We start from the raw sequence: 14,023 nt of genomic DNA on the forward strand, positions 1-14,023 counted from the left end.
TTTCCTTGAGTGGTTAAATGAAGATTTCAGTTCCAGAAAAAACTGCTGGTCCTGGGTTTAACCTGTTCCGCCGAGTGATATATCCAGTTGTTTCATCCTGTAGTACAGCGTGCGCTTGGCAACCCCCAGTTCCCCGGCTACTCCATCCACGTTGCCGCCGTGACGGCGCAGCGACTCTTCAATCAGCGATTTCTCGATTTGCTGTAGCCGCGCCTTGAGGTTCATCTCTATGTCCTGATGGTCCCTCATCGACTCTGAAAGCGGCGGAAGATCCAACACAAAGCGCTTGGCTGTCGAGCGCAGTTCGCGGACGTTGCCCGGCCAGGAATGGCATAGCAATTGTTGCAGCAGCGAGCTGGATGCCAGGGGTATCGGGTATTTAAAGTACTCGGCTTCCTGGCGGACGATGTTCAGGAACAAGGGGATAATCTGCTCGCGACGTTCGCGCAGGGGAGGGAGGCTGATGCTGATTACGTTCAGGCGAAAATACAGGTCGCGCCTGAATAACCCTTGCTCGACCATTTCGTACAGCGAATGCTGGGCGGACGCGATAACGCGCATGTCCACCGGGATAAAGCGGGTAGAACCCAATCGCTCAACGCCCCGGGACTCCAGTACCCGCAGCAGTTTGGCTTGCAGGGTGAGGGGCATGCTGTCTATTTCGTCGAGGTACAAGGTACCCAAGTGTGCGGCTTCGACAAAGCCTGCCCGTGATTGCATCGCACCGGTGTAGGCGCCGCTGTTGACCCCGAACAGTTGGCTTTCCGCCAGGCTTTCGGGAATTGCAGCACAGTTGACGGCGACGAAGTTGCCTCGCCGGCCCGATAAGCGATGGATGCGTTGGGCCAGGGTATCTTTACCGGTGCCGGTTTCCCCCAGCAAAAGTATGTCGATGTTTAAAGCCGCAGTATTGTTGATAGTGGCTTCAATGGTTGGGCATTCAGTAAATGGATCATCCGTTTCAAACGTGCTTTGATAGGAGGCCGACATATCGCTGTTGCTCCTATTGTTTCTCATTGTTTTACTGAGGGGCTTCCCTGCTGATATGGATAAGTAGAACGGAATTTAGCTGATTTGTCATTCTGTCGGAGAGTGCGAAATAGACGTTTGTGATGTGTGAAAAACCAAAAAATCTTAAGTTAAATATTATCAAGTGGGCGCTCGCTCGTGATTGCCTGATAATGGGTCGGAATAATCTTAAACTCGGGGGTGTCAGGGAGGATTGGCGTATTTTTACGTATTGAGGGCTGTGGTTGTTTTATAGGGTTGCCGTATTAAGATGTCAGGGGATATTTCAAAGTCGATCTTTGTAGAAAGTTGCAAACATCGCCCACAAAAAAGCCGATGCAGTGCATCGGCTTTTTGTTTTGCGGCATAGGCCGCAGGTAAAGCTTATACGTTGAAGCGGAAGTGCATCACGTCGCCATCCTTGACGATGTATTCCTTGCCTTCCAGGCGCCATTTACCGGCTTCCTTGGCACCGGCTTCACCCTTGAACTGGATGAAGTCGTTGTAGGCGATGACTTCGGCGCGGATAAAGCCTTTTTCGAAGTCGGTGTGGATCACCCCAGCCGCTTGCGGGGCAGTGGCACCGACCTTGACGGTCCAGGCGCGTACTTCTTCAACACCGGCGGTGAAGTAGGTCTGCAGGTGCAGCATTTCGTAGCCGGCACGGATCACGCGGTTCAGGCCAGGCTCTTCCAGGCCCAGGGCCTCGAGGAACATATCTTTCTCTTCGCCGTCTTCCAGCTCGGCGATTTCCGCTTCGATCTTGTTGCAGACTGGAACAACGATAGCGCCTTCTTCTTCGGCAATGGCCAGGACCACGTCGAGCAGCGGGTTGTTCTCGAAACCGTCTTCAGCCACGTTGGCGATGTACATCACCGGCTTGGTGGTCAGCAGGTGGAAGCCCTTGATCACCGCCTTTTCGTCGGCGCTCATGCTCTTCATCAGGCTGCGTGCCGGCTTGCCCAGGGTGAAGTGGGCAATCAGTTGCTCCAGCAAGGCTTTCTGGACCACTGCGTCCTTGTCGCCGCCCTTGGCGTTACGCGTGACCTTTTGCAGTTGCTTCTCGCAGCTGTCGAGGTCGGCGAAGATCAGTTCCAGGTCGATGATCTCGATGTCGCGTTTCGGGTCGACGCTGTTGGAGACGTGAATCACGTTTTCGTCTTCGAAGCAGCGGACAACGTGGGCGATGGCATCGGTCTCGCGGATGTTGGCGAGGAACTTGTTGCCCAGGCCTTCACCTTTCGACGCGCCGGCTACCAGGCCCGCGATGTCGACGAACTCCATGGTGGTCGGCAGGATGCGCTTTGGATTCACGATGGCCGCCAGGGCGTCCAGGCGTGTATCGGGCATCGGCACGATACCGGTGTTCGGTTCGATGGTGCAGAAGGGGAAGTTCTCCGCCGCAATACCGGATTTGGTCAGGGCGTTGAACAGGGTGGACTTGCCGACGTTAGGTAGGCCGACGATGCCGCAATTGAATCCCATGGTGTTTCCCCTCGGGTAAAGAGTCAGGCCTTCTGGCTGTGCAGGTTTTTCATCGCACGGTTCCATTCACCGGCGAAGATATCCGGCAGCACGCCGAGGGCAAAATCGATGCTGGCATCGAGTTTTTCCTGTTCGGCGCGTGGCGCACGACCCAGGACGAAATTTGAAACCATACTGGCAACGCCCGGGTGGCCAATGCCAAGCCGCAAGCGGTAGAACGTATTCTGATTGCCCAACTGCGCGATGATGTCGCGCAGGCCATTATGCCCGCCATGGCCGCCGCCTTGCTTGAGCTTGGCAACGCCGGGTGGCAGGTCTAGTTCGTCATGGGCCACCAGGATTTCTTCGGGTTTGATCCGGAAGAAGCCCGCAAGCGCCGCGACAGCCTGGCCGCTGCGGTTCATGTAGGTGGTGGGAATCAACAGACGAACATCCTGACCCTGATGCGAAAAGCGTCCGGTCAGGCCAAAATATTTGCGATCGGCCACAAGATTGACGCCTTGGGCGTGGGCGATACGCTCAACAAAAAGGGCCCCCGCGTTATGCCGGGTCTGTTCGTATTCGGCGCCTGGATTTCCCAGGCCAACGATCAGTTTAATGGCAGTCACGACAGGGGCCCTTCCTTTGGAGTTGTGGATAACATCGCCGTTGGTGCGGCGAAAGTGGACGACAAAAACTCATTAACCGTTAGAGGCCAACTTCGCATTCTCGCCCGCTTTCTCGCTACGTTCCGGTCCGCGATGTTTCCTCAAGCTCCGGCATTACAGAGTGAATTACTCTGCAGCGCCTTCTTCAGCTTCTGGTGCAACGCGTGGAGCGTGTACGTTTGCAACAGCTTTGTCGTCACCGTGAGCCAGTGCAACGAACTCAACGCCTTTAGGAGCCTTGAGGTCGGACAGGTGAACGATTGCGCCGATTTCCAGAGCCGACAGGTCGACTTCGATGAACTCAGGCAGGTCTTTCGGCAGGCAGGTCACTTCGATCTCGGCGATAACGTGCGAAACTTCGCCGCCTTTCTTGACCGGAGCTTCTTCACCAACAAAGTGCACAGGCACGATAGCGGTCAGTTTCTGACCAGCTACTACGCGTACGAAGTCAGCGTGCAGCACGTGGCCTTTAGCTGGGTGACGTTGCAGTGCCTTGATGATGACGTTCTGCTTGGTGCCGCCAACGTTCAGCTCGATGATGTGGCTGTAAGCCGCGTCGTTTTCGAGCAGTTTGGCGATTTCTTTAGCCAGCATGCTGATGGATTCAGGGGCTTTTTCGCCACCGTAAACTACAGCTGGAACCAGGCTTGCGAGACGACGCAGGCGGCGGCTCGCACCTTTCCCCAGGTCGGAACGCAGTTCAGCATTCAAAGTAAAATCGTTCATGTTGTATCTCCAAAATAACCACATTCGCCCTAGCGTTTGCGACCAGCGCTAAAGGCGATATGGGCAAAAAAGCCCCGCCCCAACAGAATGCTGGGGCGGGGCGCTTTTCGTCAGGTTGATGCTGCTAAGGTTTGACCCTTAACGGAACATCGCGCTGATCGATTCTTCGTTGCTGATGCGGCGAACCGCTTCGGCAACTACCGGTGCGATATCCAGTTGACGGATACGCGAACAGGCTTGAGCGGCAGCGGACAACGGGATGGTGTTAGTCACCACCAGTTCGTCCAGCATTGAGTTCTCGATGTTCTCGATCGCTCGGCCCGACAGCACAGGGTGTGTGCAGTAGGCGAAGACTTTTGCTGCACCGTGCTCTTTCAAGGCTTTCGCCGCGTGGCACAGGGTGCCGGCGGTGTCGACCATGTCATCAACCAGAATACAGGTACGCCCTTCGACATCACCGATGATATGCATCACTTCAGAGTGATTGGCTTTCTCGCGGCGTTTGTCGATGATCCCGAGATCCACGCCCAGGGATTTGGCAACAGCCCGTGCACGCACGACGCCACCAATGTCCGGGGACACGATCATCAGGTTTTCAAAGCGCTGGTCTTCGATGTCATCCACCAGGACGGGGGAGCCGTAGATGTTATCTACCGGAATATCGAAGAACCCCTGGATTTGGTCAGCGTGCAGGTCAACCGTGAGAACACGGTCGATACCTACCACGGTCAGCATGTCAGCAACGACTTTCGCGCTGATAGCCACACGTGCGGAACGCGGACGGCGATCCTGACGGGCATAACCAAAGTAAGGGATTACAGCTGTGATTCGAGTCGCTGAGGAGCGGCGGAAGGCATCAGCCATCACGACGAGTTCCATCAGGTTATCGTTGGTCGGAGCGCAAGTCGGCTGAATAATGAAGACATCTTTACCGCGGACGTTTTCATTGATCTCGGCTGTAATTTCGCCGTCGGAGAATTTACCGACAGAGATGTCACCGAGAGGGATATGCAGCTGACGTACAACACGCCGAGCCAGATCGGGGTTAGCATTCCCCGTAAAGACCATCATCTTGGACACGCGCAGTACCTAGAGGCTGAGGGTAACCTGGATGAGTATAGAAAATGGCAGGGGCGGCTGGATTCGAACCAACGCATGGCAGGATCAAAACCTGCTGCCTTACCGCTTGGCGACGCCCCTGTATCTGTTGCAACGAGTACCCAGTACTCGGTTCCTTTAGAGCAGACTTTGCAGCTTGCGATGCAACATCGAAACGTTGCTTCCCTTTGCTACAAACCCTGTAAGGGTCTCTGTAAGAAGGGCCGAGACTTTATCAGCTTCAGCTTTGCTTGGGAAGCCCCCAAACACACAACTTCCAGTTCCGGTTAATTTTGCTTCGGTAAAATTACCTAACAAATTCAAAGCGTTACGTACATCTGGATAACGCCTTGCTACAACCGGTAAGCAGTCATTTCGACTGTTTCCCTTGGGAACGGGGCGCACTTTAATGGGAGGAGAGTTACGTGTCAACAGTGGATCTGAAAAAATTTCTGCTGTACTTACAGATACTTGCGGAACAAGCACGACATACCACGGCTCTTCGGGGTCTACAGGGGTGAGTTTCTCCCCCACGCCTTCGGCAAAAGCGGCGTGCCCACGCACGAAAACCGGGACGTCCGCGCCCAGTGTCAGGCCCAGCGCCGCCAGGCGATCGTGGTCCCAACCCAGTTGCCACAAGTGATTCAGGCCGAGCAATGTCGTTGCGGCATTTGAGCTGCCGCCACCGATGCCGCCGCCCATGGGCAGGATTTTTTCGATCCAGATGTCGATGCCCAGTGGGCAACCGGATTGTTCCTGGAGTTTTTTCGCGGCCTTCACAATCAGGTTGCTGTCGTGAGGCACGCCGTCGAATTCGGTGTGCAACTGGATCACGCCGTCATCGCGAACGGCGAAGGTCAGCTCATCGCCGTAGTCGAGAAACTGAAAAATCGTCTGCAACTCGTGATAGCCGTCTTCACGGCGACCGAGAATGTGCAGCATCAAATTGAGTTTGGCCGGGGAGGGCAGTGTCAGGCGTTGCTCGTTCATCTCACTGCCCCAGCTTGCGCGGTTGCCAGTCCTTGATCACCAGCGTGACGTCAAGGTCGGTGCCATGCAGCTTGATGCGCTCGGGCAGCCAGTAACCGTTCTGTTGCACATAGCTCAGGTATTCGACCTGCCAGCCATCCTGTTCCAGCGAAGCCAGGCGGCTGTCGCCATTGAGGCTCAGGCGGCTCTTGCTGTCTGGCGCAGGAAGACCGCGTACCCACCACACGAGGTGCGATACGGGGAGTTTCCAGCCCATCTGTTCTTCCAGCAGGGCTTCCGGCGTTGGCGCTTCATAGCGGCCCTGATTGGCCACTTCCAGGCTGACTTGCCCCGGCCGGCCGGTCAGGCGTGCCGCACCGCGGCCCAACGGGCCAGACAGGCGAATGTCGTAATAGTCCTGGCGTTGCAGCCAGAACAAGGTGCCGCTGCCCGAATCTTTCGGGGCGCGAATGCCCACCTTGCCCTCGATCTGCCAGCCATCAAGGCTGCTCAGTTGATCCTTGTGCTGCTGCCACTGCGCCGGGTTGCCCGGGCCTTCGACAGATTCACGGGTGCCAAGACCGGAACAGCCGGCAAGCAGGGCAATAAAGCTGAAAACGATAACGTGGCGCAAAAACATAAAATTAAAGGGTCTCGGATCCGGTCAGGCGCTTGATGGTGCTGCGCAGGATTGGGCTTTCAGGCTGTTCCTTGAGGAACTTCTCCCAGATTTGTCGCGCTTCACGCTGCTTGCCATTGGCCCAGAGCACTTCGCCCAGGTGTGCGGCGACTTCCTGGTCGGGGAAGCGCTCCAGCGCCTGGCGCAACAAGCGTTCGGCTTCGTCCAGGTTGCCCAGGCGGTAATTCACCCAGCCGAGGCTGTCGAGTACGGCCGGGTCTTCCGGGTTGAGCTGGTGAGCTTTTTCAATCAGCTCCTTGGCTTCGGCGTAGCGCGTTGTACGGTCGGACAAGGTGTAACCCAGGGCGTTCAGTGCCATGGCATTGTCCGGGTCGCGCTTGATGATCAGGCGCAGGTCTTTTTCCATCTGCGCCAGGTCATTGCGTTTTTCCGCCTGCATGGCGCGGGTGTACAGCAGGTTCAAGTCGTCCGGATACTGCAGCAAGGCTTGCTGGAGGATTTTCCAGGCGCGATCGCCCTGCTTGTTGGCCGACAGGGTCTCGGCCTGGATCAGGTACAGCTGGATCGCGTAGTCCGGTTCGGCATCCCGTGCGGCAGCCAGGCGTTTTTCTGCCTCGTCGGTGCGGCCGTTGTTCATCAGGATATCGGCCTGGCGCAGTTGCGCCGGCAGGTAGTCATTGCCGGCGCCGACCTGAGCGTATTCAAGCAATGCAGCCTGCGGGTCGTTACGCTCTTCAGCGATACGGCCCAGGTTCAGGTGCGCCGAATCCACGTGGCTCTCGCGGGCGATCAGGTCTTCCAGGTAACCCTTGGCCTCATCCCAGGCCTTGGCTTCCAGGCACACCAGCGCCAGGGAATAACGCAATTCGTCATCGTCCGGGTATTGCTGCACGAGGTTGGCGAACTGCACCTTGGCGTCTTCCATGCGGTCCTGTTCGACCAGCATGCGGGCATAGGTCAGCAGCAGGCGCTTGTCGCCCGGGTACTTCTTGATGCTTTTTTCCAGCAGCGGAATCGCTTCCTTGCCGCGGTTGAGGTTTTGCAGCAGGCGGGCGCGCAGCAGGATCGGCGCAATCTCGCCCTCTTCCGGCGGGTGTTGCTCCAGCAGCTTCAGCGCAGCCTCGGGCTCATCATCCTGTTGCAACAACAGCGCCTTGCCGAAAATCAGCTGGCTGTTGTTCGGGTGTTTTTGCAGCAGGCGGTCGAAACTCTTCATCAGGCCGTTGCGGGTGTCCTGATCGGTGTCGGCGGCCGACAGCGCGAGGAAGTCGAAATGCGTGTCGCCCTTGCCCTGCAGGACCTTCTCCATATACACCATGGAGTCGTCATAGCGCCCGGCGCGGGCCAGTTGAATGGCCGCTGCCCGTTGTGCCTCGAGATCGTCCGGGGCGTTTTTCGCCCAGATCAGCGAGGAGTCCAGGGCCGCCTGATCGGCGCCCAGGTACTCGGCGATGCGAAACGCCCGCTCCGAAATCCCCGGATCCTGAGTATTGATGGCCTGGGTCACGTAGTTATCCAGGGCAATGTCGAAACGATTGCGCTGGCCGGCCAGCTCCGCGCTCAGCAGGCTGAAGATCGTCTCTTCACTGAACGAGGAATAAACCTTGGGCTTTTCAGGGGCGGGGGTGCTGTCTTCTACCGGCGGCGTACCGTCCGGCGACACGGGTGCCATGGCCTGGCAGCCGCTGAGAAAGACAAAAGCAAGGAGCAACGCGGAAGATCTATTCATATAGGAAGAGGACGACTAACCTGCGGTCGGATCATCATGACACAAGCCTTCGGCCAAACATAACCGTGTAGGAGCGAGCTTGCTCGCGAAGAACCAGAGGACAACGCGTTTTATCCCGTAACCCAGCGTTATCGTTAACGACCATCGCGAGCAAGCTCGCTCCTACAGATGGCCTTTATAGGCGTAAGCTACTAGGACAATAGCCTACGGTGGTTGTTCTGAATCATTCGAAGTAGGACAATTGTCGGCTTCCCGACATCATCAGCGATATTGAATGGCCTTCCTTGCACTCGGTATTAACCACAAGACTGCTTCTGTAGACGTCCGCGAGCGCGTGGCTTTTACTCCCGAGCAGTTGGTTGAGGCCTTGCAGCAGCTCTGCCGGCTCACCGACAGTCGCGAAGCTGCGATCCTTTCGACCTGTAATCGCAGCGAGCTCTATATAGAGCAGGAACATCTTTCAGCGGATGTGGTGCTGCGCTGGCTGGCCGATTACCACCATTTGAGCCTCGATGAGCTGCGCCAAAGCTCATATGTGCACGAAGAGGATGCGGCAGTTCGTCACATGATGCGCGTCGCCTCCGGGCTGGATTCGCTGGTGTTGGGCGAGCCGCAGATTCTCGGCCAGATGAAGTCCGCCTACGCCGTGGCCCGCGAGGCCGGCACCATCGGCCCGCTGCTGGGGCGCCTGTTCCAGGCCACCTTCAACTCCGCCAAGCAGGTGCGCACCGACACCGCCATCGGTGAAAACCCGGTGTCCGTGGCATTTGCCGCCGTCAGCCTGGCCAAACAGATTTTCAGTGACTTGCAGCGCAGCCAGGCCCTGCTGATCGGCGCCGGCGAGACCATCACCCTGGTCGCCCGCCACCTGCACGAGCTGGGCGTAAAGCGCATTGTCGTCGCCAACCGTACCCTGGAACGCGCCAGCATCCTGGCCGAGCAGTTCGGTGCCCACGCGGTGTTGCTTTCCGACATCCCGGCCGAGCTGGTGCGCAGCGACATCGTCATCAGCTCTACTGCCAGCCAGTTGCCGATCCTCGGCAAGGGCGCGGTGGAAAGCGCCCTGAAACTGCGCAAGCACAAGCCGATCTTTATGGTGGATATCGCCGTTCCCCGGGATATCGAGCCTGAAGTCGGCGAGTTGGACGACGTTTACCTCTACAGCGTCGACGACCTGCACGAAGTGGTCGCCGAAAACCTCAAGAGTCGCCAGGGCGCTGCCCAGGCTGCCGAGGAAATGGTCAGCACCGGTGCCGACGATTTCATGGTGCGCCTGCGTGAACTGGCGGCAGTGGACGTGCTCAAGGCCTACCGTCAGCAAGGCGAACGCCTGCGGGACGAGGAATTGATCAAGGCCCAGCGTATGCTCGCCAACGGCAGCAGCGCCGAAGACGTGCTGATGCAGTTGGCGCGCGGCCTGACCAACAAATTGCTGCACGCTCCCAGTGTCCAGTTGAAAAAGCTTACCGCCGAAGGCCGCCTCGATGCGCTGGCCATGGCCCAGGAACTCTTTGCCCTCGGTGAGGGCGCGACAGAAAGCTCTTCGGATAAAAAACCGCAATGAAAGCGTCACTGCTCAATAAACTGGACGTCCTTCAGGACCGTTTCGAAGAACTGACCGCCTTGCTCGGCGATGGCGAGGTCATCTCCGATCAGACCAAGTTCCGCACCTATTCCAAGGAGTACGCGGAAGTTGAGCCGATCGTGGGCACCTATAAACAGTTGCTCAAGGTTCAGGCTGACCTCGAGGGCGCCCAGGCGCTGCTCAAGGACAGCGACCCGGACATGCGCGAAATGGCCGTTGAAGAAGTGCGAGAGGCCAAGGACAAGCTGATCGAACTGGAAGGCGACCTGCAACGCATGCTGTTGCCCAAGGACCCGAACGACGGGCGCAACGTATTCCTTGAAATCCGCGCCGGCACCGGCGGTGACGAAGCGGCGATTTTCTCCGGCGACCTGTTCCGCATGTATTCGCGCTATGCCGAGCGTCGCGGCTGGCGTGTGGAGATCCTGTCCGAGAACGAAGGCGAACACGGCGGCTATAAAGAAGTCATCGCCCGGGTTGAGGGCGAGAATGTCTACGGCAAACTGAAGTTCGAATCCGGCGTGCACCGAGTGCAGCGGGTGCCGGCCACGGAATCCCAGGGCCGTATCCACACCTCGGCGTGCACCGTGGCCGTGTTGCCCGAGCCCGACGAGCAGGAAGCCATCGAGATCAACCCGGCAGACCTGCGGGTCGACACCTACCGCTCATCGGGCGCCGGTGGCCAGCACGTCAACAAGACCGACTCGGCGATCCGTATCACTCACTTGCCTTCGGGCATCGTGGTGGAGTGCCAGGAAGAACGTTCCCAGCACAAGAACCGTGCGCGGGCCATGTCCTGGCTGTCGGCCAAGCTGAATGACCAGCAGACCAGCGCCGCCGCCAATGCGATTGCCAGCGAGCGTAAGCTGCTGGTGGGCTCGGGCGACCGTTCCGAGCGCATTCGTACCTACAACTTTGCCCAGGGCCGGGTCACCGACCATCGCGTCAACCTGACGCTGTACTCCCTGGACGAAATCCTCGCCGGTGGCGTCGATGCGGTAATCGAGCCGTTGTTGGCCGAATACCAGGCCGACCAGCTTGCGGCGATAGGTGAATAAATGACCATTATTGCCAGTTTGTTACGCGCCGCCGACCTGCCGGACTCGCCGACTGCGCGCCTGGACGTGGAATTGTTGCTGGCCGCCGCCTTGGGCAAGTCCCGCAGCTACCTGCACACCTGGCCGGAAAAAATCGTCAGCAGTGAACACGCGCTGACCTTTGCCGACTACCTGCAACGCCGTCGTGCCGGCGAGCCCGTGGCCTACATCCTCGGCCAGCAAGGCTTCTGGAAGCTCGACCTGGAAGTGGCACCGCACACGCTGATCCCGCGTCCGGAAACCGAGATGCTGGTGGAAGCCGCCCTGGAATTGCTGCCTGCCACACCGGCCAAGGTCCTGGACCTGGGCACCGGCAGCGGCGCGATTGCCCTGGCCCTGGCCAGCGAACGCCCGGCCTGGCAAGTCACGGCGGTCGACCGCGTGCTGGAAGCCGTGGCCCTGGCCGAACGCAACCGCCAGCGCCTGCACCTGAACAACGCCACGGTGCTGAACAGCCATTGGTTCAGTGCCCTCGAAGGCCACACTTACAACCTGATCATCAGCAACCCACCTTATATAGCCGACACCGACCCGCACCTGGTGGCCGGTGACGTGCGCTTTGAACCGGCCAGCGCGCTGGTATCCGGGCATGACGGCCTGGACGACCTGCGGCTGATCATCGCCCAGGCGCCTGCGCACCTCGACGCCGCGGGTTGGTTGCTGCTGGAACACGGTTACGACCAGGCGCCCGCCGTGCGCGACCTGCTGCTGGGGGAAGGCTTTGAAGAAGTCCACAGCCGCATCGACCTGGGCGGCCACGAACGCATCACGTTGGGACGCCGCCCGTGATGAACGACCAGGAGCTGTTGCGCTATAGCCGGCAGATTCTGTTGCAGCATGTCGACATCGAAGGCCAGTTGCGCCTGAAAAACAGCCGCGCGCTGATCGTCGGCCTGGGTGGCCTCGGTTCGCCAGTGGCGCTGTACCTGGCGGCGGCGGGGGTGGGTGAGCTGCATTTGGCGGATTTCGACACTGTCGACCTGACCAACCTGCAACGCCAGATCATTCACGACACCGACAGCGTCGGCCTGAGCAAGGTCGACTCGGCGATTCGCCGCCTGAGCGCGATCAATCCTGAAATACAGCTGGTTGCCCATCGCAGCGCGCTGGATGAGGATTCCCTCGCGGCCGCCGTTGCGGCGGTCGATGTGGTACTGGATTGCAGCGACAACTTCTCCACCCGCGAAGCGGTCAACGCTGCGTGTGTCGCTGCCGGCAAGCCTTTGGTGAGCGGTGCGGCGATTCGCCTCGAAGGCCAGCTGTCGGTGTTCGACCCTCGTCGCGCCGAAAGCCCCTGCTACCACTGTTTATACGGGCACGGCAGCGACGCCGAACTGACCTGCAGCGAAGCCGGCGTCATCGGCCCGTTGGTGGGCCTGGTCGGCAGCCTGCAGGCCCTGGAAGCCTTGAAGTTACTGGCCGGTTTCGGCGAGCCGTTGGTGGGGCGGCTTTTGTTGATCGACGCCCTGACCACGCGTTTTCGCGAGCTGCGGGTCAAGCGTGACCCCGGTTGCATCGTCTGCGGTAGCCAACATGGTTAAGGATGCGCCGATTGGTGTGTTCGACTCCGGTGTCGGCGGCCTGTCGGTGCTGGACGAAATCCAGCGTCTGCTGCCCCATGAGTCGCTGCTGTACGTGGCGGATGGCGGGAATATCCCCTACGGCGAGAAAACCCCGGCGTTCATCCTCGATCGTTCGCGAAAGGTGGCGACGTTCTTCCGTGAGAAGGGCGCCAAAGCGTTTGTGATTGCCTGCAACACGGCGACCGTTGCGGCGGTTGCCGATTTGCGCCAGGACTATCCCGACTGGCCATTGGTGGGCATGGAGCCGGCAGTCAAACCCGCGGCTGCCGCGACCCGCAGTGGCGTCGTCGGCGTGTTGGCGACCACCGGCACCCTGCAAAGCGCCAAGTTCGCCGCCTTGCTCGACCGCTTCGCCACCGATGTGCGGGTGGTCACCCAACCCTGCCCGGGCCTGGTGGAGCTGATCGAAACCGGCGACCTGGACAGCCCGGCCCTGCGCCTGCTGTTGCAAGGCTACGTGGAGCCGCTGATTGCGGCCGGTTGCGACACCATCATCCTCGGTTGCACCCACTACCCGTTCCTCAAGCCCCTGCTCGCCGAGATGCTCCCGCCGACGATCATTTTGATCGACACCGGGGCGGCAGTAGCGCGTCAATTGCAGCGTCTTTTGAGTGATCGCGAACTGCTGGCCACTGGCAATCCGCCGCCTGTACAGTTCTGGACCAGCGGCGATCCGCAGCATCTAAGAAATATCCTACCGACCCTATGGAAATCTCCCGGAGTTGTGCGTAGTTTTGGCGTGTGAAAAAAACGTGAAATAACGCCTTTATCCGCTGAACTTCTGGCTATACGGCAGCTTCTATAGCAAGTTAGCCGGTACAAAATCATACAACTTCGTTCGGAAGGGATGTTTCTCTATGAAGCGCTTGTTCTGTTTGGCTGCGATTGCGGCCGCAATGTTGGGGCACTCTTTTTCCGCACAGGCGGCAGGCCTGGAACTTGGGGTGGGAAGTACGAGCGATTCGACCATGACCTATCGGTTGGGGCTGACCTCGGACTGGGATAAAAGCTGGTGGCAGACCGATACGGGGCGCGTGACCGGGTACTGGAGCGGCGCCTACACCTACTGGGACGGTGACAAGCGGGCCAGCGTCAGCAGCCTGTCGTTCTCACCCGTGTTTGTGTATGAGTTTGCCGGGGAGAGGGTGAAGCCGTACATCGAGGCCGGCGTGGGTGTGGCCGTGTTCTCCCGCACGCGGGTAGAAGACAACAATATCGGCCAGGCTTTCCAGTTTGAAGACCGGCTGGGCTTTGGCTTGCGCTTTGTCGGTGGCAGTGAAGTGGGGATTCGGGCCACCCATTACTCCAATGCCGGGATCAGCAGCAATAACGATGGTGTAGAGAGTTATTCGCTGCACTACACGCTGCCGTTGTAGTTTTTTAAGCACACTGCAAAACCATTGTGGGAGCGGGCTTGCTCGCGAAAGCGGTATATTCAGATCCAACGAGGCGACCG

14 protein-coding genes and 1 tRNA gene are annotated in these 14,023 nt (G+C 58.8%); 6 read left to right on the plus strand and 9 right to left on the minus strand.

Annotated features, from left to right (window positions below; genetic code table 11):
* Positions 1–57: 57 nt before the first annotated feature.
* From ACW9I6_RS14505 to ACW9I6_RS14545, 9 genes are all read right to left on the minus strand, one after another.
* A complete protein-coding gene (locus tag ACW9I6_RS14505) occupies positions 58–990 on the minus strand; it encodes a sigma 54-interacting transcriptional regulator (protein WP_457339475.1) in 933 nt (310 codons plus the stop codon).
* A gap of 402 nt (positions 991–1,392) precedes the next feature.
* Entirely contained in the window at positions 1,393–2,493 is a 1,101-nt protein-coding gene (gene ychF / locus ACW9I6_RS14510; RefSeq protein WP_008432257.1) for a redox-regulated ATPase YchF, read from the minus strand.
* A gap of 23 nt (positions 2,494–2,516) precedes the next feature.
* Positions 2,517–3,101 (minus strand): aminoacyl-tRNA hydrolase, encoded by a 585-nt coding sequence (gene pth, locus ACW9I6_RS14515; protein WP_003208389.1) that lies wholly within the window; start codon positions 3,099–3,101, stop codon positions 2,517–2,519.
* Between the two features lie 165 nt (positions 3,102–3,266).
* Positions 3,267–3,866: a 50S ribosomal protein L25/general stress protein Ctc gene (locus ACW9I6_RS14520; protein ID WP_003208391.1), complete on the minus strand. Its 600-nt coding sequence runs from the start codon at positions 3,864–3,866 to the stop codon at positions 3,267–3,269.
* A 138-nt stretch (positions 3,867–4,004) separates the two neighbouring features.
* Entirely contained in the window at positions 4,005–4,946 is a 942-nt protein-coding gene (locus ACW9I6_RS14525) for a ribose-phosphate pyrophosphokinase (protein WP_003208392.1), read from the minus strand.
* Positions 4,947–4,991: 45 nt separating this feature from the next.
* Positions 4,992–5,066 (minus strand) — tRNA-Gln (locus ACW9I6_RS14530).
* Positions 5,067–5,102: 36 nt separating this feature from the next.
* Positions 5,103–5,954, minus strand: coding sequence for a 4-(cytidine 5'-diphospho)-2-C-methyl-D-erythritol kinase (ispE, locus tag ACW9I6_RS14535; protein WP_003208395.1), 852 nt, complete (start codon positions 5,952–5,954; stop codon positions 5,103–5,105).
* Position 5,955: 1 nt separating this feature from the next.
* Positions 5,956–6,573 carry a lipoprotein insertase outer membrane protein LolB gene (gene lolB, locus ACW9I6_RS14540; protein ID WP_008432261.1) on the minus strand — a complete coding sequence of 206 codons (618 nt, stop codon included), beginning with the start codon at positions 6,571–6,573 and terminating at the stop codon, positions 5,956–5,958.
* Positions 6,574–6,577: 4 nt separating this feature from the next.
* A complete protein-coding gene (locus ACW9I6_RS14545) occupies positions 6,578–8,302 on the minus strand; it encodes a tetratricopeptide repeat protein (protein WP_008432263.1) in 1,725 nt (574 codons plus the stop codon).
* A gap of 274 nt (positions 8,303–8,576) precedes the next feature.
* Between ACW9I6_RS14545 and hemA the strand changes: the two genes are divergently transcribed.
* From hemA to ACW9I6_RS14575, 6 genes are all read left to right on the plus strand, one after another.
* Positions 8,577–9,866 (plus strand): glutamyl-tRNA reductase, encoded by a 1,290-nt coding sequence (gene hemA / locus ACW9I6_RS14550; RefSeq protein WP_008432265.1) that lies wholly within the window; start codon positions 8,577–8,579, stop codon positions 9,864–9,866.
* A complete protein-coding gene (gene prfA, locus ACW9I6_RS14555) occupies positions 9,863–10,945 on the plus strand; it encodes a peptide chain release factor 1 (protein WP_003208405.1) in 1,083 nt (360 codons plus the stop codon). The genes hemA and prfA overlap by 4 nt, the downstream gene beginning before the upstream one ends.
* Entirely contained in the window at positions 10,946–11,773 is an 828-nt protein-coding gene (gene prmC, locus ACW9I6_RS14560) for a peptide chain release factor N(5)-glutamine methyltransferase (RefSeq protein ID WP_003208408.1), read from the plus strand.
* Positions 11,770–12,525, plus strand: coding sequence for a molybdopterin-synthase adenylyltransferase MoeB (locus ACW9I6_RS14565; RefSeq protein ID WP_457339476.1), 756 nt, complete (start codon positions 11,770–11,772; stop codon positions 12,523–12,525). Before prmC ends, ACW9I6_RS14565 begins: the two co-directional genes overlap by 4 nt.
* Complete coding sequence (murI, locus tag ACW9I6_RS14570; protein WP_178903641.1) at positions 12,518–13,312, plus strand: glutamate racemase; 795 nt, start codon at positions 12,518–12,520, stop codon at positions 13,310–13,312. The genes ACW9I6_RS14565 and murI overlap by 8 nt, the downstream gene beginning before the upstream one ends.
* A gap of 112 nt (positions 13,313–13,424) precedes the next feature.
* A complete protein-coding gene (locus ACW9I6_RS14575) occupies positions 13,425–13,943 on the plus strand; it encodes an acyloxyacyl hydrolase (protein ID WP_003208415.1) in 519 nt (172 codons plus the stop codon).
* Positions 13,944–14,023: the final 80 nt, after the last annotated feature.

Source organism: Pseudomonas sp. SDO5522_S412, assembly GCF_054071215.1.

Bases quoted from the DNA above. Each gene is read 5' to 3' on its own strand.
- ACW9I6_RS14505 (WP_457339475.1), bottom strand. From the start codon at position 990: ATGTCGGCCTCCTATCAAAGCACGTTTGAAACGGATGATCCATTTACT.
- ychF (WP_008432257.1), bottom strand. From the start codon at position 2,493: ATGGGATTCAATTGCGGCATCGTCGGCCTACCTAACGTCGGCAAGTCC.
- ACW9I6_RS14520 (WP_003208391.1), bottom strand. From the start codon at position 3,866: ATGAACGATTTTACTTTGAATGCTGAACTGCGTTCCGACCTGGGGAAA.
- ispE (WP_003208395.1), bottom strand. From the start codon at position 5,954: ATGAACGAGCAACGCCTGACACTGCCCTCCCCGGCCAAACTCAATTTG.
- lolB (WP_008432261.1), bottom strand. From the start codon at position 6,573: ATGTTTTTGCGCCACGTTATCGTTTTCAGCTTTATTGCCCTGCTTGCC.
- ACW9I6_RS14545 (WP_008432263.1), bottom strand. From the start codon at position 8,302: ATGAATAGATCTTCCGCGTTGCTCCTTGCTTTTGTCTTTCTCAGCGGC.
- hemA (WP_008432265.1), top strand. From the start codon at position 8,577: ATGGCCTTCCTTGCACTCGGTATTAACCACAAGACTGCTTCTGTAGAC.
- prfA (WP_003208405.1), top strand. From the start codon at position 9,863: ATGAAAGCGTCACTGCTCAATAAACTGGACGTCCTTCAGGACCGTTTC.
- prmC (WP_003208408.1), top strand. From the start codon at position 10,946: ATGACCATTATTGCCAGTTTGTTACGCGCCGCCGACCTGCCGGACTCG.
- murI (WP_178903641.1), top strand. From the start codon at position 12,518: ATGGTTAAGGATGCGCCGATTGGTGTGTTCGACTCCGGTGTCGGCGGC.
- ACW9I6_RS14575 (WP_003208415.1), top strand. From the start codon at position 13,425: ATGAAGCGCTTGTTCTGTTTGGCTGCGATTGCGGCCGCAATGTTGGGG.